This is a genomic window from Streptomyces sp. NPDC088733 (assembly GCF_044751185.1).
Classification (GTDB): domain Bacteria; phylum Actinomycetota; class Actinomycetes; order Streptomycetales; family Streptomycetaceae; genus Actinacidiphila.
On sequence record NZ_JBIVLH010000008.1, the window covers coordinates 40,698 to 61,466 of the forward strand.

The window sequence follows — 20,769 nt, forward strand, 5'->3', positions numbered from 1 at the left end:
GACGCGGCGCTACTCTCGGCCGATCAGGGTGCTGCCGCAGGCGGGGACGCCGCCTCGGACGTCCTCCCGGGCGGCGGTCTGCGGGACGGGGACGGCCTCCGCCATCTCCCGCGCGGGGTTCCCGCCCCAGCGGGCTTGCGGGGGCATTTCCTCGCCCTTCATGAGGAAGGAGTCGGGGGCGAGTTCGGCACCGTCGTGCATCGTCACGCCGTAGTGGACGAGGGCGCCGACGCCGAGCGTGCAGCGGGCCCCCAGGGTGATGCGGTCGGACTTGAAGGTGCCGTCCTCCTGGGAGTGGCACTGGACGACGGTGCCCTCGTTGAGGGTGCAGTCGTCGCCGATGGTGGTGAGGGAGCGCTCGGGCAGGAAGCAGCCGTCGTCGTAGACCCGCTTGCCGATGCGCACGCCCATCAGCCGCCACATCACGCTCTTGAGCGGTGTGCCGTTGAAGAACATGACGAACAGCGAGGCCGCGGTCACCTTCCAGTAGCGCTCGTGCCGCCAGAAGGCCTCGTCGTAGATGGAGCAGTAGAGCGGCCGCAGCCCCCGGAAGCCGGTGGCCGCGCGTTCGGCGAGCACGAGGTAGCCGGCGGTGAACGCCAGCGTCACCACGTTGGCCAGGGCGACCACCGCGACGCCGTAGGCGGGGTGCAGGTCGTACAGGTCGGCGGCGATCGACGCGATCAGGGCCACGCCGAAGAAGAACAGCCACCGCATGAGCAGGTGCAGCCCCATGGTGACGGCGTTGTGCCGGTTCTTCGCCGTCAGCCGGGCACGGAACTCCTCGCCGCTCTTGAGGTCGTCGAAGCGGCTGTCGCGCAGGACCGTGCGCGGGATCTCGAAGCTCGGCGAGCCCAGCAGCCCGACGTTCTCCCGGACCTCGCCGTCGAGCGGGACCATGACCTTCGTGGCGAGCAGGCAGTTCTCGCCCGTCCTGCCCTGCGCGGGGTAGGCGATGTGGTTGCCGAGGAAGTTGTGGGCGCCGATGGACACCCGGGTCACGCGGAAGGACGTGGCGGAGTACTCGGCGTTCATGATCGACAGACCGTCGGCGACCATCGTGCCGCTGCCGACGGAACTCAGGTACGGGTTCTCGTGCTTGACCTCGGTGCCGAAGTTGGAGCCGGTCTGCTCGACCTCCGACAGGTCGTACCCGAGCCGGCGCAGGTAGTGGACGATGGCCGAGCTGTCGCCGAACAGCGTCCGGTAGAACCGCCGGTTGGTCATCAGGCCGATCGTCCGGTGGACCCCGTAGCGGAAGCCGTAGAGGGGGTACACGGTGTCCGGCTCGACGAGCAGGTTGAGCAGCCGCGGCAGGGTGACCACCAGGAGCAGCCCGAGCAGCGCGGCGCCGAAGAAGAAGACGAGGGAGGCCGCCAGCGCGTCGGCGTAGAACGTCCACGAACTCAGGGCCACGGGCCCCGGGTCGAGCAGGGCGCCGAACTGCGGCACCACGTCCACGAGCAGGGCCACGCCGCCGACGAAGCCCGGCACGTACAGCGTGATGGCCATCAGCAGCTGGGACAGGCTGTACGCGGCCTTGCGCGCCCCGCCGCAGTCGGCGGCGGGGACCGCCATGAAGTCCGCACCGGCCCCGGGCTGTGCCGGTGAGCCGTGCCAGCGCTCCCCGTCCGGCACGGACTGGCCGCGGTGCAGGGAGGAGGCGTGGGCGAGCTGGGCGCCGTCGCCCATGGAGACGCCGATGTCGAGCACCGTGACCTCTCCGACGAACACGCCCTTCCCGAGGGTGACCGGGCCGGTCTGGATGACCCCGGCGTGCGCCCGGTAGCAGCTCAGGTACGAGTCCTTGCGGATCACCGAGCCGTCGCCGATGGCCAGCAGGTCCGTGCAGACGGGCAGATGCCGCGACAGGACGGTGACACCGCGGCCGATCCGGGCCCCCAGGGCCCGCAGGTAGAGGGAGTAGAGCGGCGAGCCGACGAACAGGATCAGCGGATTCATGCGGATGAGCGTCTTGACGCACCAGAAGCGGAAGTACGCCAGGCTCCAGATGCGGATCTGCTGCGGCTTCCAGCGCCCCACGATCAGCCACTTGCCGAGCACGGGCAGCACGCACAGGGCCAGGAAGCCGCCGCCGCCGAAGACCACGGACCGTATGTAGGTGTCGGCCAGGCCGTGGCCGGCGGCCGTCCACTCCGCGCCGGTGGTCGCGATGAGCGCCACCACATAGGCGTAGCCGAGGAAGAACAGCACTTGGAGGGTGCCGCAGAGCAGGTGCCTCGGGGTGCCCACGGGCTCGGGGAGGGCCGGGAGCGCCACGGGAGCCGGAGCCTTCGGGGCGGCTTCGGAAGACGGTTCGGCGGTCTCGGTGAGGGCCGCCGCGAGGCCGCGCACCGTGGGGTGCCGGTAGATCTCCCGCATGGACACCGACGGCAGGTCGGCATGCTTCCTGACCCGTGCGCAGAAGTGCGCCATCACCAGGGAGTCGGCGCCCAGTTCCTCGAAGAAATGGCTGTCGGCCGGGACCTGCTCGACCCCCAGCAGGCCGGCCAGCATGTCGGCGAGCACCGCCTCGGTCGCGGCCGCAGGGCCGGGACTTTCGCGCTGGGTGGTTGAAGATTCACCCGTATCGTGCGCCAGGAGTTCGACGGATTCGTCCACGATCTGAGCTCCTTGAGGAGATGTCGCCCCGCCGGCCGTCGGCGCCGCCGACCGCCGGTGTCCTCGCGCCCCGGTAAAGCCCGAGGCAAAAAATCCTAAATACATCGGTTAATGAGCTCTTCTCAAGCCATACAACCATATGTCGCTCCTCGTAGTCTCCGCTGATCTTCGCCGGGTTGCCACTCGAACCGGACCGCCGCGGTGCGGGCCCGGTTCCGCCGAGCAGATGCGCAGCGAAACCGGGGGCGGCCACCGATACCGTTGCCGGAGGCGCCAAAGGCCACGGATTCACGATCTGTGAGCGGATGGGCGGGCGCGCGGAATTCCGTCACTCAGCGTGTACTTGCCGGGTCCGGTTGTGAGTCGGCGGACACCCGGTGCTGATGCGTCGTCACCCTTTGTGTCAGGTGCAGGTGTACGTGAACGCCGCCGTCGCCGAGCGGCTGCCGGGTGCGCTCACCCGCAGTTCGGCCCGCGCGTCGTAGCTGCCGTGGCCCTGGAACGTCCACAGCAGGTGCAGCCGGGTCGTCCCGCGGCCGCGCGGCACCTTCTCGTACAGCGTGTCCGACGACGTTCCGTCATTGCGCAGCCAACGGTAAGTGATCGTTCCGGCGCGGCCGTTGGTGCGGACCGTGGCGACCACGTCCACCCGGGTGTCGCACGACGGGGCCGACGGCACCGCGGCCACCGTCACCTCCCGCACCGCGAGCCCCGGCCCGAAGCGCTGCCACGCCAGGTAGGCCAGCACGGCGAGCAGCACGGCACCGGCCAGGAGGTAGCGGCGCGGCCCGCGGCGGCGGCGCGCGGCGGCGGGATCCGGCACGGCGGGCGGGCTCAGGGTGCCGTGCCACACCTGCGCCGCGACGTTCGCGCGGGCGGCGGCCGCCGGGGTCACGCCGGGGCCGAAGCGCATGACCTCTCCGTCCACCCGGTCCGGGAGGGTGACGGACGGTTCCGTACGTGTCGCCGGCGGCGCGGGCGTCGTGGCCGGCGTCGTGGCGGCGGGTGCCCAGTGCTCCGCGAGGACGGTCGCGCTGTAGTCCGGCGCCGGCTCCGGCCGTTCGTCGGCGGGCGGGACGGCGGCGTCCTGGACGGGCGGGACGGCGTCCTGGGGCTCCTTGCCGAGCCGCCAGGTGCGCTTCGTGTCCTCCGGCGTGAGGTCGCGCGGCTCGCTCATGAGATCTGCACGCACTGACGGGAGTCGGAGAGGATCTGCTGCGTCGACTGGCCGTTGCCCGCGTCCGGCGAGGTCGACGCGACGGCCCCGAACCAGCAGCCCGACGTGCGCGGGAAGGAGTGCGGGGCCGTGATCGTGTACGCGGTCTGCCCGCTCAGCGGGAACACCGATGTGCCGTCCGGCGTGCCGGGTTCACCCTTGCCGGTGCCTTGGAACCAGGAGACGGTCAGGGTCACGGGGCGGGCGTCGCTCGTCGTCACCCGGACGCTCGCCGACACGTCGAACGTCCCCGTCTGGGACAGCGTGGTCACGGACACCGATTCGACCGTCACGGGCGGTGTGGGCGACGCCGAGGTGGTCGGCGGGCCGGTCGTCGGCGGAGGCGACGTCGTGGTGGCCGTCCCGCCGGTGGGTGCGGAGGTCGTGGGGCTGGTCGCCGGCGGTGCGGAACCGGCGGAGGCGGTGGCGCCGACCGTGGCGGACGCGCTCGCGGACGGCGCGACGGACGACGGGGCCGATGGGGAGGCCGACGCCGTGGGGCTGCTGGACGGGCTGACGGACGGTGGCGCGACCGTGCCGCCGGGGGCGCCCGAGCCGTCGTCCGGGGTGGCTGTGGTGGTCGTTCCGGACCAGTTGGCGGTGGTCTGCCGGGGGCCCTCGCCCGAGGCCACCGCGGCGAAGGTCAGCAGGCCCGCCAGGGCGAGGCCGCCCACGGCCGCCAGGAGCCCCTGCCGGCCGAGCCGGCGGCCGCCCTGCCCGATCACGGTGGTGGCCAGCGCGGTCTGCGCACCCTGCGCCCGCGCCGAGGGGAACAGCAGCGGCAGCAGCGCCGCGAGGGCGGCCAGCCTGCGCTGACCGCGTTCCTCCCACTCCGGGCCGTAGGCGGCTCCCGCGATCCCCTCCAGCTCGGCGACGAAGGCCGCCGCGTCGGCGGGCCGGTCCGCGGGTTCCTTGGCCATCCCGCGCCGCAGCAGGGGGTGCAGCTCCTCCGGCGTACCGTCCACGGGCACCGGGCCCTCGATGTGCCGCACCGCCAGCTCGGCGAAGTTCTCCCCGTGGAACGGCTTGCGGCCGGTCAGGCACTCGTAGAAGGTCGCCGTCGCCGCGTAGACGTCGGTCGCGGGGGAGGCGGAGAGCCCGGTCCACTGCTCCGGTGCCATGTAGGCGGGCGTGCCGGCCACGTCCGGGGTCTCGCCGCTGCGCGCCGCGATCCCGAAGTCGACCAGCTTGGACGAACCGTCCGCCGCGACAAGCACGTTCTCCGGCTTGTAGTCGCGGTGCACGACGCCGGTGCGGTGCGCGGCGGCCAGGCCCAGCAGCGAGCCCTTCAGGACCACCAGGGCCGCCTCGGGGCCGGTCGCGCCCTCCTGCCGCAGCAGGGCGCGCAGCGCGATGCCGTCGACGAGTTCCATGACGATGGCCGCGCCGTGCGGGCCCTCGACGTACTCGTACAGGCTCACCACGTACGGCGTGTCCAGGCCGCCCAAGAGCTGCGCCTCGGCGCGGAACTCCCGCAGGAAACCGGCGTCGGTGCGCAGTTCGTCGCTGAGGTACTTGATCGCCACGGGAGTTGACGTGGCGTCATGCCGGGCCAGGACGACCCGGCCGCTGCCGCCCGAACCCAGCTCCGCCGACTCCGTGTAGCCCGGAGCGCTCCAGCCGCTCATCCCCTCGCCCCCCTTACAGCGTCGCACGGTACCCCCGCCCGCACCCGCTGTCCCCCTCACAGACACATTTCCCCCACCGCCGGTTCCCGGGGGCCGGCGGCTGAACGCCGGACGCGGACGGCCCGTAGTACGGGGCGACTTGCGAACCGACTCAATGACCGTCAACGACCGGCAGCGACCGGCAAACCAGCAAAAGGGGAGGCGCCCGGCATGGCCCCATCGCGCCACGTGCTCAGAACCGTCGTCGCGGGGACCGCCGCGCTGCTGCCCCTGCTGGCGTCGGCGGGGCCTGCCGCCGCGCACGGGGCGCCCGTCGACCCCGTCAGCCGGGCCGCGGCGTGCGCGGCCGGCAGCGGGCGTTTCACCGGTACGGCGGCCTGCCGCGCCGCCGCGGCGGCCAACGGGGGCGGCGCCGCCTTCGCCGAGTGGGACAACCTGCGCGTCGCCGGTGTCGCGGGCCGCGACCGGCAGGTCGTCCCGGACGGCAAGTTGTGCAGCGGCGGCCTGCCCGCGTACCGGGGCCTGGACCTCGCGCGCGCCGACTGGCCGGCGACGCGGCTCGTGCCCGGCGCCGCCTTCACGATGCGCTACGCCACGACCATTCCTCACCAGGGCACGTTCCGGCTCTACTTGACGAAGCAGGGCTACGACCCGACCCGTCCGCTGACCTGGTCCGAGGTCGCGTCCCGCCCCTTCCTGACCGCGACGGACCCGGCGATCCAGGGGGGTGCGTACCGGATCAGCGGGCGGCTGCCCGCGGACCGCACGGGCCGCCACGTGCTCTTCACGATCTGGCAGAACTCCTCGACGCCGGACACGTACTACTCCTGCTCGGACGTGGTGTTCCCGGCCGCGGCGAAGCCGGCCGCCGGCGGGGCGCCCACGAAGACCGCCAAGCCTCCGCGGCCCGCCGCGTCCGTGAAGCCGGCGCCGTCGCCCAGCCGGGCGAGTGCCTCCGCCTCGCCGGCGGAGGTGCCCGCCACCCCGTCCTCCGCCTCGCCGCCCGGCGCCGTCCCGGCGGCCGAGTCCCCGGACGCGCAGCCCGTCGCAGCGCAGGGCGGTGGTTCCGGTTCCGGCCCCACCGCCCTTGCGATCGGCTGCGCCGCCGGTCTCGCCGTCACCGGGCTGCTCGCCCTCGCCCTGCGCCGCCGCCGCTCGCCGGGCACGCGCCCGGGCTGAGCCGGTTCACGGCCCGGGGCCGCGCCACCGCTCGGCGGCGCGGCCCCGGGCCGTCGTGTGTCCGCGGGCCCCGCCGCCCTGACCGGCGGCGAGGCGTTCGGCCTCGGCGACATCGACCTGCCGCACAGCTGCACCCTCACGGGCGACGTCGCGGTGGGCCTCGCCACCTGGGCGGGCGGCCCGAGGACGACGCGCGGGTCCGGCACCTGCCGACCGCGCCCGCCGTGACGACGCGCGGGGCTCGGGCGGCCGCTGAAGGTCCTCGTGGTGGACGAGCTGCGGCCCGTGGGGCCCTTCGACGAGGTGTTCGTGGGCGAGTACGCCGAGATGTTCTACCAGCACACCGAGCCGCAGATCATGGACTCCTCGGCCTTCGAGAACACCTTCGGCGTCCGCCCCGCGCCGCTGGGCGAGGCCCTGGACGCCACCCTCGCCTTCTGCCGCGAGGTGCTCAGCCGGCCCGCAGAGCGGAGCTGAACCACAGGACGGCCGGGGTCAGGGCGGGCGGCGCCGGCTGCCCGCCGACCGCCGCGACGAGCTGCCAGTACTGCTCGTAGCGCGCGTCGTGGCCGGCCTCCAGCCGCTCCAGCAGCCAGGCGCGGAACTCCGCGTCGTCCCGGCGGCCGGTCAGCCGCGCGTAGGCGGCCACCAGCTCGTCGACGACCGGACGGGCCTCGGCGGATGCTGGGTCGGTCCCGGCCTCCGCGGCGCCCCCCGCGCGTTCCCGCAGGAGCGCGGCCAGGGACGCCAGGTCCTCCGCGGCCGGCGGGGCCGCCGCGGCGCCGGCGGTGCGGCTCTGGTCGGCGACGGCCCGGCGCATCGCGGCCCGGAAGCCGGGGTCCTGCACCAGTCCGGCCAGCTCCACCCAGGCGTCCACCTGCGCGGCGGTGGCGTCCTCGGGCAGTACGGGCACGGCGTCGCGCATCATGGCGACGAAGGCGGGGTCGGCGTCGATGCCCTCGACGGTGTGGTCGATGAACTCCTCGACGAGGCGGCGGCGTTCGCGGTCCGAGAGCGTGGCGAGCTGATGCATGAGTGCGGTCTCCTGTGGTGAGGACCCGCGCCCCGCGACCGTCCGCAGCACCGCCTGGCGCATCCGCAGGGTGCGGATCTGCACCTCCAGGGCCTCGGCGTGGGCCGCGGCGACCTCGGCGACGGTGATCTCGCGGCGCAGGATGCGATGGATCGCGGCGAGGTCGATGCCGAGGTCGCGCAGCGTGCGGACGAGGCCGAGACGGTCCAGCGCGGCACGGTCGTAGAGCCGGTATCCGGCGGGTGTGCGGTCGGTCGGCGGCACGACTCCGGCGTCCGACCAGTACCGGATGGTCTTGACCGTCAGACCGGTCAGCCGGGCCAGGTCGCCGATGGTGTGGAGGGTGGTGTCGTCGTCCATGTCCGCCATCGTGGGGTCTCCCGCCGGGGGAGACTCAAGCCCGCGCCCCGCCCGGTCCGCGACCGGGATCCCGAGCCTGCCACGCATCCGCCGCACGCGCCCGCCCCGGGGCGGCGAGGCGTAAAAACACCGTTAAGGCGCCGCGAGCACCCGTATGGAAGGCGCCAACAAACCTGGTCGGGGGCATCGCGGGGCGCTTCTCTACGGGAGGCCGGTTCTCACCGGCACCGCTTGCCCCCGAGGGCGGGCGGTCACTGTGCCACACGTCTCCCGGGGTGCTCTCGCATGCCAGACCTAGCGTTCCTCGTCATCGCCGTCGTCGCCTTCGCCGTCATCGGCCTCGTCGCCAAGGGGGTCGAGCGGCTGTGAGCGTTGACAACATCGTCGGTCTTGTCGTCGCCGTCGCCCTGGTCGGGTACCTGGTGCTGGCGCTGATCCACCCGGAGAAGTTCTAGTGAACGACACCCTCGCGGGCTGGCTCCAGATTCTCGCGCTGGTCGGCGCGCTGGCCCTCTCCTACCGACCGCTGGGCGACTACATCGCCCACACCCTGACCTCGGTCAAGCACCTGCGCGTCGAGCGTCTCGTGTACCGGCTGGGCGGGGTGGACGGGGACGCCGACCAGAAGTGGTCCGTGTACCTGCGGAGCGTGCTCGCCTTCTCCGCCGTCTCCGTCTTCTTCCTCTACGGGCTGATGCGGCTGCAGAACCACCTGCTGCTGGACATCGGCATGCCGGCCGTCACGCCGGGCGTCGCCTTCAACACGGCCGTCTCCTTCGTGACGAACACCAACTGGCAGGCGTACTCGGGTGAGTCCACCATGGGCCACCTGGTGCAGATGTCCGGCCTCGCGGTGCAGAACTTCGTGTCCGCGGCCGTCGGCATCGCCGTCGTCGCCGCCCTGATCCGGGGCTTCACGCGCAAGAAGACCGACCGCGTCGGCAACTTCTGGGTGGACCTCACCCGCATCACCGTCCGCGTGCTGGTGCCGATCGCGTTCGTCTTCGCGATCGTGCTGGTCGCCGCGGGCGTGGTGCAGAACTTCCACGGCGTGGAGTCGATCGCGACCATCGCCGGCGACCACCAGAGCCTGACCGGCGGACCGGTCGCCTCGCAGGAGGTCATCAAGGAGCTGGGCACGAACGGCGGCGGTTTCTACAACGCCAACTCCGCCCACCCCTTCGAGAGCCCGAACGCCTTCACCAACTGGCTGGAGATCTACCTCCTGCTGGTGATCGCCACCTCGCTGCCGCGCACCTTCGGCCGCATGGTCGGCGACAACCGCCAGGGCTACGCGATCCTCGCCGTGATGGCCACGATCTGGGCCGCGTCGGTCGCCATCGTGACCGTGAACGAACTGCACAGCGTCAGCAGCCAGGCCGGTCATCTGGCCGGCGGCATGATGGAGGGCAAGGAGCAGCGCTTCGGCGTGTGGGGCTCGGCCCTGTTCGCCGTGTCGACCACGCTCACCTCCACCGGCGCCGTCAACTCGTTCCACGACTCGTACTCGCCCATCGGCGGCGGCATGACGATCTTCAACATGATGCTCGGCGAGATCGCGCCCGGTGGTACCGGGTCCGGCCTCTACGGCATCCTGATCCTCGCGATCATCGCGGTCTTCGTCGCCGGTCTGATGGTCGGCCGCACGCCGGAGTACCTGGGCAAGAAGCTCGGCGGCCGCGAGATGAAGTTCGCCTCCCTCTACATCCTCACCACCCCGGCCATCGTGCTGGTCGGCGCGGGCCTGGCCATGGCCCTGCCGGGTGAGCGGGCGGGCATGCTCAACTCGGGCGCGCACGGCTTCTCCGAGGTGCTGTACGCCTTCACCTCCGCCGCCAACAACAACGGCTCGGCGTTCGCCGGCATCACCGTCAACACCGACTGGTACAACACGGCCCTCGGCCTGGCGATGCTCTTCGGCCGCCTCCTGCCGATCGTGTTCGTCCTGGCACTGGCGGGATCGCTGGCGCAGCAGCAGCCGGTCCCCGCGACGGCGGGCACGCTGCCGACCCACCGGCCGCAGTTCGTCGGCCTGCTGACGGCCGTGATCCTCATCGTCGTCGGTCTCACCTACTTCCCCGCCCTCGCGCTGGGTCCGCTCGCGGAAGGTCTGTCCTGATGTCCCTGACCACCCTCGAACCCCCGGCCGCGCCGGGGGCCGCATCGCCCGGGCCGCAGCATCCGCACCGCGTCTCCGGCGGCATGCTGGACCCGAAGCAGATGATCACCTCGCTTCCCGGCGCGCTGCGGAAGCTCGACCCCCGGGTGATGTTCAAGAACCCGGTCATGTTCGTGGTCGAGGTCGGCGCCGTCCTCACCACCCTGTCGGCGATCAAGGACCCGAGCATCTTCGCCTGGGTCATCACCGTCTGGCTGTGGCTGACCGTCGTCTTCGCCAACCTGTCCGAGGCCGTCGCCGAGGGCCGCGGCAAGGCGCAGGCCGAGACCCTGCGGCGCACCAAGACCGACACCGTCGCCCGCCGTGTGGCGGACTGGCGGCCGGGCGCCACCGGGCTCCGTGAGGAGCAGGTGCCCGCTTCGGGGCTGCGGCTCGGCGACCACGTGGTCGTCGAGGCCGGGCAGATCATCCCCGGCGACGGCGACGTCGTCGAGGGTGTCGCCTCGGTGGACGAGTCGGCCATCACCGGTGAGTCGGCCCCGGTCATCCGGGAGTCCGGCGGCGACCGCTCGGCGGTCACCGGTGGCACCAAGGTGCTGTCCGACCGCATCGTCGTCCGCATCACGTCCAAGCCGGGCGAGACCTTCATCGACCGGATGATCGCCCTGGTCGAGGGCGCCTCCCGGCAGAAGACGCCCAACGAGATCGCGCTCAACATCCTGCTGGCCTCGCTGACCATCGTCTTCCTGCTGGCGGTCGTCACCCTGCAGCCGTTCGCGATCTACGCGGGCGCCGAGCAGAGCATCGTCATCCTCGTGGCCCTCGTCGTCGCGCTCATCCCGACGACCATCGGCGGTCTGCTGTCGGCGATCGGCATCGCCGGCATGGACCGACTGGTGCAGCGCAATGTGCTGGCCATGTCCGGCCGTGCCGTCGAGGCCGCCGGTGACGTCAACACCCTGCTGCTGGACAAGACCGGCACCATCACCCTCGGCAACCGCCAGGCGGCGGAGTTCCTGCCGGTCGGCGCTGTCACCGCCGAGGAGCTGGCGGACGCCGCGCAGCTGTCGTCGCTGGCCGACGAGACGCCCGAGGGCCGCTCCGTGGTCGTCCTGGCGAAGGAGCGGTACGGCCTGCGGGCCCGGCACGAGGGCGAGCTCGGCCACGCCGAGTTCGTGCCCTTCACCGCCCAGACCCGCATGTCCGGCGTCGACATCGACGGCCGCCAGATCCGCAAGGGCGCCGCGTCCGCGGTCACCGCGTGGGTCGCCGCCAACGGCGGCCAGGCCGGCGAGGAGGTGCAGTCGCAGGTCGACCGCATCTCGCAGTCGGGCGGCACGCCGCTCGTCGTCGCGGTCAAGGACAGCGGCGCGGCCCGGGTCCTGGGTGTCATCCACCTGAAGGACGTCGTCAAGGAGGGCATGCGGGAGCGGTTCGACGAGCTGCGCCGCATGGGCATCCGCACGGTGATGATCACGGGTGACAACCCGCTCACCGCGAAGGCGATCGCCGAGGAGGCGGGTGTCGACGACTTCCTCGCGGAGGCGACGCCCGAGGACAAGATGGCGCTGATCAAGCGGGAGCAGGCGGGCGGCAAGCTCGTCGCGATGACCGGTGACGGCACCAACGACGCCCCGGCGCTGGCCCAGGCCGATGTCGGCGTGGCCATGAACACCGGTACCTCGGCCGCCAAGGAGGCCGGGAACATGGTGGACCTGGACTCCAACCCCACCAAGCTCATCGAGATCGTGGAGATCGGCAAGCAGCTGCTGATCACCCGCGGCGCGCTGACGACGTTCTCCATCGCCAACGACGTGGCGAAGTACTTCGCGATCATCCCCGCGATGTTCGCTATCGCCTACCCGGGCCTGGACAAGCTCAACATCATGCAGCTGCACAGCCCGCAGTCGGCGATCGTCTCGGCGATCATCTTCAACGCCCTCATCATCGTGGTGCTGATCCCGCTCGCGCTGCGCGGAGTCCGCTACCGGCCGTCCTCGGCGTCCGCACTGCTGACCCGCAACATCTGGATCTACGGTCTGGGTGGCCTGGTGCTGCCGTTCGCCGGCATCAAGGTGATCGACCTGATCATCCAGTTCATCCCCGGACTCAGCTGACCGAAGAAGGCAATCGACATGTCCAGCTCCCTTCCCGCCGTGGTCCGGAACCATCTGGCCGCCCTGCGCATGCTGCTGGTGTTCACGGTCGTCGCGGGCATCGTGTACCCGCTGGCCGTCACCGGGGTCGCCCAGGCGGTCTTCCCCGGCCAGGCCAACGGCTCCAAGATCACGCAGGACGGAAAGACCGTCGGCTCCAGCCTCATCGGCCAGAGCTTCAACCTCCCGAAGAAGAACCCGGACGACGCCGACGAGGCCGCCCTGCCGGACCCGAAGTGGTTCCAGCCGCGGCCCGGCGGGTACGACCCGCTCGCCACCGGCGCGTCCAACCTCGGTCCCAATGACGAGGGCCTGATCAAGACGATCAAGGAACGCCGCGCCGCCGTGGCCGAGTTCGACGACGTGGCCCCCAGCGACGTCCCGGTCGACGCCATCACGGCCTCCGGCTCCGGTGTCGACCCGCACATCTCGCCGGCCTACGCCTACGAGCAGGCCGACCGTGTCGCCACGGCCCGCGGCCTGGACGCGTCCGAGGTGCGCAAGCTGGTCGCGGACCACGTGCAGGGCCGCGTCATCGGCTTCCTCGGCGCCGAGCGCGTCAACGTGGTCGAGCTCAACCTCGCGCTCGCCCAGCTCGGGTGACGTCGCGTTCCGGCCGTATCGCACGGACCACGCCGCCCGGCGTCGCAGGCATCCTGCGGCGCCGGGCGGCGTGACATCCCCGCAAGGAAGGACTCCCGGTGACGCAGCCAGTCGTCACAGCCGCGGCCGGCGCCCGCCAAGGGCGGCCCGGCAAACTGAAGGTCTTCCTCGGAGCCGCACCCGGAGTGGGCAAGACCTACCGGATGCTGGACGAGGGCCGCCGGCGGGCCGCCCGCGGGACGGACGTCGTCGTGGGCTACGTCGAGTGCCACAAACGGCCGCACACCGAGGCGAAGCTCGACGGTCTCGAGATCGTTCCGCGCGCCGAACGGCACTACCGCGGGGCCGAGTTCACCGAGATGGACCTCGACGCCGTCCTCGCGCGCGCCCCCCAGGTCGCCCTGGTCGACGAGATGGCCCACACCAACATCCCCGGCGGCGCGCACACCAAGCGGTGGCAGGACATCGAGGTGCTGCTCGACGCGGGGATCGACGTCCTCACCGCCGTCAACATCCAGCACCTGGAATCGCTCAACGACGTCGTCGAGAAGATCACCGGCGTCCCCCAGCGCGAGACCCTGCCCGACGAGGTCGTCCGCCGCGCCGACGAGATCGAGCTCGTGGACATGCCCGCCGAGGCGCTGCGCCGGCGGATGGCCCACGGCAACGTCTACGCCCCGGAGAAGGTCGACGCCGCCCTGTCGAACTACTTCCGGGTCGGCAACCTCACCGCGCTGCGCGAACTGGCCCTGCTGTGGGTCGCGGGACGGGTCGACGAGACCCTCCAGAAGTACCGCACCGAGCACGGCATCGGACGGGTCTGGGAGACCCGCGAACGCGTCGTGGTGGCGCTCACCGGCGGCCCCGAGGGCGAGACGCTGATCCGCCGGGCGGCGCGCATCGCCGAGCGCTCCCACGGCGGCGGCGCCTCCGGCGCGGGCGGCACCCGCGACCTGCTGGCCGTCCACATCGCCCGCAGCGACGGCTTGGCCGACGCCTCGCCGGCCGCCCTGACCCGGCAGCGCGCCCTCGTGGAGAGCCTGGGCGGCAGCTTCCACTCCGTCGTCGGCGACCATGTCCCCACCGCCCTGCTGGAGTTCGCCCGGGCCGAGAACGCCACCCAGCTGGTCGTCGGGGTGAGCCGGCGCGGCCGCCTGGCGCGCTTCGCCACCGGGCGCGGGGTCGGCGAGACCATCGTGGAACGCTCCGGTGACATCGACGTCCACATGGTCAGCCACGAACGCGCGGGCCGCGGCCGCCTGCTGCCCGTCCCCAGCAGCGACCTGCCCTTCGTGCGCAAGGTCGCAGGGCCGGTGGCGGGTTTCGTGCTGCCGGCGCTGCTGACCGCCCTGCTCGCGAACACCCGCGGGCACCTCAACCTCACCAGCGAGGCCCTGCTCTTCCTGCTCACCGTCGTCGGCGTCGCGTGCATCGGCGGGGTGGCCTCCGCGCTGCTGGCGTCGGTCACCGCGTCGCTGCTGCTCAACTACTTCTTCATCCCGCCCATCGGCCGGTTCACCATCGGCGAGACCAACAACGTGCTCGCCCTGGCCGTCTTCGCGGTCGTCGCCGTCACCGTCGCCGCGATCGTGGACCGCTCCCTGCGGCTGTCCCGGCGCGCCGCCGGGGCGACGGCGGAGGCCGAGACGCTCTCCTCGCTGGCCGGCAACATCCTCCGCGGCGACCAGGCCGTGGAGGTGCTGCTGCAACGGACACGCGAGGCCTTCGGGCTGGAGTCCGCGGAACTCGTCCACGGGCCCTCCGACCACCGCGGTGCGGTCGTCGCGGAACGGGACGGCGAGGCGGGCGACACCGTCGCGGTCGCCGTCGGCCCGCAGGACACCCTCGTCCTGCGCGGCCGCCGCCTGGCCGCCTCCGAGCGGCGGGTCCTCGTCGCCTTCGCGGGCCACGTGGCCTCCGCGCTGGAACGCGCCCGGCTCGCCGAGGCCGCCGCCGAGGTCGAACCCGTCAAGGCGGCGGACCGCATGCGGACCGCGCTGCTGGCCGCGGTCGGCCACGACCTGCGCACGCCGCTGGCCGGCGCCTGGGCCGCGATCAGCTCGCTGCGCAGCCGCGAGGTGGAGTTCTCGGCCGAGGACCGCGAGGAACTGCTGACGACGGCCGAGGAGTCGCTGGCCCGGCTCAGCCGCCTCGTGGACAACCTGCTGGACATGAGCCGGCTCCAGGCGGGTGCGCTCCGGCTGACGCTGCGGCCGACCGCGTTCGCCGAGGTGGTGCCGCTGGCCCTGGACAGCCTCACCGACGCCACCGCGCAGGTGGTGACCCAGGGGCTGGACGAGGCGCCGCTCGCGCTGGCCGACCCGCCGCTGGTGGAGCGCGTCGTGGCCAATCTGATGACCAACGCACAGCGGCACGCCCCGGCGGGCACCAGGATCCTGATCGGTGCGAGCGCGCTCGGCGGGCGCGTCGAACTGCGCGTCGCCGACCGCGGGCCCGGGCTCACGCCTGCCGACCGGGAACGGGTCTTCGCGCCCTTCCAGCGGCTCGGCGACACCGACAACACCACCGGGCTCGGCCTGGGGCTCGCGCTCTCGCGCGGACTGACCGAGGCCATGGGCGGCACCCTCACCCCCGAGGACACGCCCGGCGGTGGACTGACCATGGTGCTGTCCCTGCCGGTGGCGGACGCGGCAGAGGCCGCCGCGTCCGCCGAACCCGCCCTCGGGGACGAGGAGGCCCTGACATGAGGCGCGTTCTGGTCGTCGACGACGAGTCGGGCTTCCGCAAGGCCCTCGACATCGACCTCACCGCCCGCCACTACACCGTGACCACGGCACCGGACGGGGCGACCGCGCTGACCCTGGTGTCGATCAACCCGCCCGACGCGATCGTCCTCGACCTCGGACTGCCGGACATGGCGGGCATCGACGTCATCCTCGGCGTCCGGGCGTGGAGCCCGCTGCCGATCATCGTGGTGTCCGGGCGGTCCGACCCCGCCGACAAGGTCCCGGCGCTGGACGCCGGCGCCGACGACTACCTGACGAAGCCGTTCTCCATGGACGAACTCGCCGCCCGGCTGCGGGCGGTGTTCCGCCGCCCCGCGGCCGTGGAGGAGCCGCAGACGGTCGAGGTCGGCGGATACCGCCTGGACCTCGCGGCCTTCACCGTCGGCCCCCGCCGGGGCCGGGGCGAGGCACCGCATCTGACCCCCACCGAGTGGCGGCTGCTCATGCCGCTGCTGCGCAACCCGGGACGGCTGGTGACGGGACGTCAGCTGCTGCGCGAGGTCTGGGGACCGGGCAACGAGAAGCGCACCAACTACCTGCGCGTCTACCTCGCCACCCTCCGGCACAAGCTGGAGCCGGACCCCTCCCGCCCCCGCCACCTGATCACCGTGCCCGGCCTGGGCTACCGCTTCGAGCCCTGAGCCCGCGCCGGCGGCGTCACCCCGCCCGGCCGACGTGCCGGGCGGGGCGGCCCACCGCGAAGTGGACGTACTCCCCGAACAGCCGGAAGCCCGCCGCCCAGGCCAGCAGCCGGCTCGGCCGGTTGTCGCGCGAGCAGGTCCAGCTGGGAACGCGCCCGCGGGCGGCCACGTCCGCGCTCAGGCCCGCGAGACAGGCGAGCGCCAGACCCTCGCGGCGGTGGCCCGGCAGTGTCAGCACGGCGATGTCCTCGTACGCGGCGCCGAGGAAGTACGTGCAGGCGAGCGAGACCGGACGGCCGCCGCGGAAGGCGCCCCAGCAGTGACCGGAGCCGGCGAGCGCGGCGGGCCCGCCCCAACTGGCCGCGACCCAGGCGGGGTCCGGGCCCAGTGCGGCCAGCGCCGGGCCGTCGGCCGCCGTCAGCCGGCGCACCACCACGTCAGCGGGAAGGCGGCGGCGCGGCACCGGGTGCGACCGCAGCCAGATCATGCGCTCCCAGGGCACGACACGGTCGAACGCCGCCCCGAGGAGCGGCAGGAACCCCGGCCGGGCCAGGACGTAGCTGTCACCCAGCGGGGCCAGGGCCCGCGGATCGGTGTGGCGCGGGTCGCCGTCCAGCAGGACGTGGCCGGCACAGGCCACGGCGACCACCCGTGGCGCGACGGCCCGGTCCGCCCACCACCGGCCGTGCCCGGTGGCGCGCACGTGCTCCGCGAGGCCGACGGGCCCGGGAACGTCCGCCGGGAACCAGCCCCCGGGGACCGGGAGTCCTGTGTACTCGATCATGCTCGCCTCTCTTCGGTGTGCCGGCCCGGGGCGCTCCGGCGTTCGGGTATCGCCGGCCGGGCCGGGCGCCTGACGCGCCGCGGGCCGCGCCGCGTCGCTCCACGACCTGCCGGGTGCCTCATGCCGACGGCGGTGCGGACCACCGGATCGTCCGGAGGTCCGCACCGCCGCGGGGGGTTTCAGCCCTGGTTGGCCTTCTTGCCGTGGTTGGCTCCCTTCTTGCGACGGGCCCTCTTCTTGCGGGCGCGCTTGGACACCGGTTTCCTCCTTGTGGTGGTGACGGGCTTTCAGGCGGTGACGAGCAGGTCGGCGGCCTTGCACAGGCGGCGCGCGGTGCGTTCCCCGTGGCCGGCGGTGGACGGGCCGTCCGCGTCGTAGTGGGCACCGGGGACCAGCGGGGTCCGCGGGTCGCAGAGCCGCACCACGCGGGCGGCGCCCTCGGCCGGCGGCTCGCCCTCGTGCGCGTACAGCGGCAGCAGGGCTGTCGAGCAGGTGCCCGGGTCGACGCTGACCACAGTGCAGCCCGCGGGCGCCGCCGCACCGGCGAACACGGTGAGGGCCAGCTGGGACTGCGCGTACGCGGCGTAACGGGAGTAGCGGCGGGCCCGGTTGAGGTCGTTCCAGGCGAGGGAGGCCGACCGGTACGTGGTGGAGGAGACGTTGACGACCCGGCTGCCCGGACGCGCCGTCAGCGGGCCGCGCAGCTCCCGCGTGAGCAGGTACGCGGCCAGGAAGTTGACCTGGAAGGAGACCTCGTTGCCGTCCTCGGTGACCGTGTGCTCCTCGGGGGCCGCGACCGCCGCGTTGTTGACCAGGACGTCCAGGACGGGATGGGTGGCCGACAGTTCGGAGGCCAACGCCCTGACCTGCGTCAGCCGGCGGAAGTCCGCGACGGCCAGGCGCAGTCGGGCCCGGTCGGCGCCGGCCGCCACCAGGCGCTCCACGGCGTGGTGGGCGGACTCGGTGTCGGGGCCGTGGACGATGACCGTGCGCCCCCGTTCGGCGAGCAGGCGGGCGGTCTCCCACCCGATGCCTGAGGTCGCCCCCGTGACCAGGGCGGTCCTCGGGGGGACGGCGGACAGGGCGGATACGGACATGGGTGGGATCCCTCCGGGGAACGACGCGTCGGCGCGCGCCCTGGCCACGGGTCGTGGGGGCGCGCGCCGTACGCGAAGGAATGCGGCCGTCAGGCATGGCCGCGGGACACCGGCTCGTCAGGGAGCCGGCAGGAGAACAGCGCGCGGAACCGGCGGCACCCGATGGGGTGGCCGGTCGTCATGGCGCCGACCGCTGTTCACCCCTTCATCCCACCGCCCGCCGCCGTGGCAGGCAAGATCCGCCGCCCGTTCCTGACACGGTCCTGACGGCGCGGCCTGAGGTGCCGTCAAGGCGCCGTCATAAAGCCGAGCCGCGGGCGCAAAGGTCCTGTCAGGGACGTCCGCCGGGCCCCGCGGTCGCGATCTGCTGGCGTGCGTACCCCCCCCAACTCCCGCACCTTCGGAAGGCCCTCGTCCATGCAGCCGCCGGCCCCCGCCCACGCCCCCGGGACAGACCGCACCGCCCCTCAGCCGCCACGCCCCGGCAGGAGGTCCGGCAGACGCCGCAAGGTGGCGGCGGGACTGCTCGACCCCCGGCAGCTGTGGACGGCCTTCCCGGAGGCGGTGCGCAAGCTCCACCCGCGCGGCATGGTCCGCAAACCGGTGCTCTTCGTCGTCGAGGCCGGCGCGGCGCTCACGACCCTGTCGGCACTGCTGCACCCGAGCGTCTTCGCCTGGGTGATCACCGGCTGGCTGTGGCTGACGGTCGTCTTCGCCAACCTCGCCGAGGCCGTGGCGGAGGGCCGCGGCAAGGCCCAGGCCGAGAGCCTGCGCCGGGCCCGGACCGGCACCGTGGCCCGGCGGTTGCGCGGCTGGCGGCCGTACGGAAGGGAGTTCACCGAAGAGGCGGTCCCGGCCGGCGAGCTGCGGCGGTTCGACGTGGTGGCCGTGGAGGCCGGGCAGACCATCCCCGGTGACGGGGAGGTGGTGGAGGGCATCGCGGCCGTCGACGAGTCGGCGATCACGGGGGAGTCGGCCCCGGTCGTCCGTGAGGCGGGCGGCGACCGCTCCGGGGTGACCGGCGGGACGAAGGTGCTGTCGGACCGCATCGTCGTCCGTATCACCTCGCGCCCCGGCAGGACCTTCCTGGACCGGATGATCGCCCTGGTCGAGGGCGCCTCCCGGCAGAAGACGCCCAACGAGATCGCCCTGAACATCCTGCTGGCGTCGCTGACGGTCGTCTTCGTCCTCGTCGTCGTCTCCCTGGAGCCGATGGCCGCCTACGCCGGCGCCGCCCAGGACACGGTCGTCCTGGTGGCGCTGCTGGTCACGCTGATCCCCACCACGATCGGGGCGCTGCTGTCGGCGATCGGCATCGCGGGCATGGACCGGCTCGTGCAGCGCAATGTGCTGGCGATGTCCGGGCGCGCCGTCGAGGCGGCGGGCGACGTGTCGACCCTGCTGCTGGACAAGACCGGCACCATCACCTTCGGCAACCGCCGGGCCACCGCCTTCGTCCCGCTGCCCGGGGTCGACGACCTGCAACTCGCGCAGGCCGCCCAGGTGTCCAGCCTCGCCGACGAGACCCCGGAAGGCCGCTCGGTCGTCGTCCTGGCCAAGGAGCGCTACGGGCTGCGCGCCCCCGCCCCGGGCGAGCTGGGGCAGACCCGCTTCGTGCCGTTCTCCGCCCGCAGCCGGATGAGCGGGGTCGACCTGCGCTGGGAGGACGGTGCCGGAGTCGCCGTGCGCAAGGGCGCCGCGGCGACCGTGGCGGCGTGGGTCACCGCCCGCGGTGGTCTGGTGCCCGCGGAGGTGGATCCGATCGTGGACCGCATCGGCGCCTCGGGCGGCACCCCGCTCCTGGTCGCCCTCGACGACGGGGACCAGGCCCAGGTCCTCGGGGTGATCCACCTCAAGGACGTGGTGAAGAACGGCATCCGCGAACGCTTCGCCGAACTGCGGCGGATGGGCATCCGCACGGTGATGGTCACCGGTGACAACCCGCTGACCGCCCGCGCGATCGCGGACGAGGCCGGGGTCGACGACTTCCTCGCCGAGGCCACCCCCGAGGACAAACTCGCCCTGATCAGGCGGGAGCAGGCCGCCGGCAACCTGGTTGCGATGACCGGTGACGGCACCAACGACGCGCCGGCGCTGGCCCAGGCGGACGTCGGCGTGGCGATGAACACCGGTACCTCGGCTGCCAAGGAGGCCGGGAACATGGTGGACCTGGACTCCAACCCGACGAAGCTGATCGAGATCGTGGAGGTCGGGAAGCAGCTGCTGATCACCCGCGGCGCGCTGACGACGTTCTCCATCGTCAACGACGTGGCGAAGTACTTCGCGATCATCCCCGCGATGTTCGCCGGCGCCCATCCGGGGCTCGGGGCACTGAACATCATGCGCCTGCACAGCCCCACGTCGGCGATCACCTCGGCGATCGTCTTCAACGCCCTCATCATCGTGGCGCTGATCCCGCTGGCCCTGCGCGGAGTCCGCTACACGCCGTCGTCGGCGGCCGAACTGCTGCGGCGCAACCTGCTGGTGTACGGACTGGGCGGGCTCGTGCTGCCGTTCCTCGGCATCAAGCTCATCGACATGGCCGTCGTCCAGTTCGTGCCGGGCCTCGGCTGAGCTCGCGAGC

General features: G+C 72.9%; 15 protein-coding genes and 1 pseudogene. 9 read left to right on the forward strand and 7 right to left on the reverse strand.

The window, feature by feature from the left end:
* Positions 1–9: 9 nt before the first annotated feature.
* The 3 genes from ACIP64_RS16530 to ACIP64_RS16540 all read right to left on the reverse strand — a co-directional run bounded on the left by ACIP64_RS16530 (position 10) and on the right by ACIP64_RS16540 (position 5,466).
* The gene (locus ACIP64_RS16530) at positions 10–2,625 is read right to left on the reverse strand and encodes a Pls/PosA family non-ribosomal peptide synthetase (RefSeq protein ID WP_401587307.1); all 2,616 of its coding nucleotides are present in this window, start codon (positions 2,623–2,625) and stop codon (positions 10–12) included.
* A 400-nt stretch (positions 2,626–3,025) separates the two neighbouring features.
* Entirely contained in the window at positions 3,026–3,799 is a 774-nt protein-coding gene (locus ACIP64_RS16535) for a hypothetical protein (protein WP_401586633.1), read from the reverse strand.
* Entirely contained in the window at positions 3,796–5,466 is a 1,671-nt protein-coding gene (locus tag ACIP64_RS16540) for a protein kinase (protein WP_401586635.1), read from the reverse strand. Before ACIP64_RS16540 ends, ACIP64_RS16535 begins: the two co-directional genes overlap by 4 nt.
* 210 nt (positions 5,467–5,676) lie before the next feature.
* Here ACIP64_RS16540 and ACIP64_RS16545 point away from each other — a divergent pair, with 210 nt between their 5' ends.
* Together ACIP64_RS16545 and ACIP64_RS16550 are read left to right on the forward strand one after the other, a co-directional pair.
* Positions 5,677–6,645: a lytic polysaccharide monooxygenase gene (locus ACIP64_RS16545; RefSeq protein ID WP_401586638.1), complete on the forward strand. Its 969-nt coding sequence runs from the start codon at positions 5,677–5,679 to the stop codon at positions 6,643–6,645.
* Between the two features lie 69 nt (positions 6,646–6,714).
* Positions 6,715–7,122 (forward strand): annotated as a pseudogene (locus ACIP64_RS16550) (epimerase); the annotation flags it as partial.
* Here the strand turns inward: ACIP64_RS16550 and ACIP64_RS16555 are convergent.
* Positions 7,097–8,038, reverse strand: a complete 942-nt coding sequence (locus ACIP64_RS16555; protein WP_401586640.1) for a MerR family transcriptional regulator — start codon at positions 8,036–8,038, stop codon at positions 7,097–7,099. The pseudogene ACIP64_RS16550 and the gene ACIP64_RS16555 sit on opposite strands and share 26 nt — an antisense overlap.
* A 365-nt stretch (positions 8,039–8,403) precedes the next feature.
* Here ACIP64_RS16555 and kdpF point away from each other — a divergent pair, with 365 nt between their 5' ends.
* The 6 genes from kdpF to ACIP64_RS16585 all read left to right on the forward strand — a co-directional run bounded on the left by kdpF (position 8,404) and on the right by ACIP64_RS16585 (position 16,304).
* Entirely contained in the window at positions 8,404–8,493 is a 90-nt protein-coding gene (gene kdpF / locus ACIP64_RS16560; protein WP_360909391.1) for a K(+)-transporting ATPase subunit F, read from the forward strand.
* A complete protein-coding gene (kdpA, locus tag ACIP64_RS16565; protein WP_401586643.1) occupies positions 8,493–10,157 on the forward strand; it encodes a potassium-transporting ATPase subunit KdpA in 1,665 nt (554 codons plus the stop codon). Before kdpF ends, kdpA begins: the two co-directional genes overlap by 1 nt.
* A gap of 83 nt (positions 10,158–10,240) precedes the next feature.
* On the forward strand, positions 10,241–12,274 hold the full coding sequence (gene kdpB, locus ACIP64_RS16570; RefSeq protein WP_401587310.1) for a potassium-transporting ATPase subunit KdpB: 2,034 nt from the start codon (positions 10,241–10,243) through the stop codon (positions 12,272–12,274).
* 18 nt (positions 12,275–12,292) lie between these two features.
* Complete coding sequence (gene kdpC / locus ACIP64_RS16575) at positions 12,293–12,916, forward strand: K(+)-transporting ATPase subunit C (protein WP_401586645.1); 624 nt, start codon at positions 12,293–12,295, stop codon at positions 12,914–12,916.
* Between the two features lie 98 nt (positions 12,917–13,014).
* Positions 13,015–15,624, forward strand: a complete 2,610-nt coding sequence (locus ACIP64_RS16580) for an ATP-binding protein (RefSeq protein ID WP_401586648.1) — start codon at positions 13,015–13,017, stop codon at positions 15,622–15,624.
* On the forward strand, positions 15,621–16,304 hold the full coding sequence (locus ACIP64_RS16585) for a response regulator (RefSeq protein WP_401586650.1): 684 nt from the start codon (positions 15,621–15,623) through the stop codon (positions 16,302–16,304). The genes ACIP64_RS16580 and ACIP64_RS16585 overlap by 4 nt, the downstream gene beginning before the upstream one ends.
* A 16-nt stretch (positions 16,305–16,320) precedes the next feature.
* Here ACIP64_RS16585 and ACIP64_RS16590 read toward each other — a convergent pair whose 3' ends face one another.
* The 3 genes from ACIP64_RS16590 to ACIP64_RS16600 all read right to left on the reverse strand — a co-directional run bounded on the left by ACIP64_RS16590 (position 16,321) and on the right by ACIP64_RS16600 (position 18,185).
* On the reverse strand, positions 16,321–17,088 hold the full coding sequence (locus tag ACIP64_RS16590; RefSeq protein WP_401586653.1) for a GNAT family N-acetyltransferase: 768 nt from the start codon (positions 17,086–17,088) through the stop codon (positions 16,321–16,323).
* 179 nt (positions 17,089–17,267) lie between these two features.
* Complete coding sequence (locus tag ACIP64_RS16595; RefSeq protein ID WP_401587313.1) at positions 17,268–17,345, reverse strand: 50S ribosomal protein bL37; 78 nt, start codon at positions 17,343–17,345, stop codon at positions 17,268–17,270.
* Positions 17,346–17,375: 30 nt separating this feature from the next.
* Positions 17,376–18,185, reverse strand: a complete 810-nt coding sequence (locus ACIP64_RS16600) for an SDR family NAD(P)-dependent oxidoreductase (protein WP_401586656.1) — start codon at positions 18,183–18,185, stop codon at positions 17,376–17,378.
* 417 nt (positions 18,186–18,602) lie between these two features.
* On the opposite strand from ACIP64_RS16600, the gene kdpB (ACIP64_RS16605) reads away from it, so the two are divergent.
* Positions 18,603–20,759, forward strand: a complete 2,157-nt coding sequence (gene kdpB / locus ACIP64_RS16605; protein ID WP_401586659.1) for a potassium-transporting ATPase subunit KdpB — start codon at positions 18,603–18,605, stop codon at positions 20,757–20,759.
* Positions 20,760–20,769: the final 10 nt, after the last annotated feature.

Excerpts from the sequence above, each read along its gene's own strand:
- ACIP64_RS16545 (WP_401586638.1), top strand. The coding sequence starts at position 5,677 with ATGGCCCCATCGCGCCACGTGCTCAGAACCGTCGTCGCGGGGACCGCC.
- kdpC (WP_401586645.1), top strand. The coding sequence starts at position 12,293 with ATGTCCAGCTCCCTTCCCGCCGTGGTCCGGAACCATCTGGCCGCCCTG.
- ACIP64_RS16585 (WP_401586650.1), top strand. The coding sequence starts at position 15,621 with ATGAGGCGCGTTCTGGTCGTCGACGACGAGTCGGGCTTCCGCAAGGCC.
- kdpB (WP_401586659.1), top strand. The coding sequence starts at position 18,603 with ATGCAGCCGCCGGCCCCCGCCCACGCCCCCGGGACAGACCGCACCGCC.
- ACIP64_RS16540 (WP_401586635.1), bottom strand. The coding sequence starts at position 5,466 with ATGAGCGGCTGGAGCGCTCCGGGCTACACGGAGTCGGCGGAGCTGGGT.
- ACIP64_RS16535 (WP_401586633.1), bottom strand. The coding sequence starts at position 3,799 with ATGAGCGAGCCGCGCGACCTCACGCCGGAGGACACGAAGCGCACCTGG.
- kdpB (WP_401587310.1), top strand. The coding sequence starts at position 10,241 with ATGCTGGACCCGAAGCAGATGATCACCTCGCTTCCCGGCGCGCTGCGG.
- ACIP64_RS16555 (WP_401586640.1), bottom strand. The coding sequence starts at position 8,038 with ATGGACGACGACACCACCCTCCACACCATCGGCGACCTGGCCCGGCTG.
- ACIP64_RS16600 (WP_401586656.1), bottom strand. The coding sequence starts at position 18,185 with ATGTCCGTATCCGCCCTGTCCGCCGTCCCCCCGAGGACCGCCCTGGTC.
- ACIP64_RS16590 (WP_401586653.1), bottom strand. The coding sequence starts at position 17,088 with ATGATCGAGTACACAGGACTCCCGGTCCCCGGGGGCTGGTTCCCGGCG.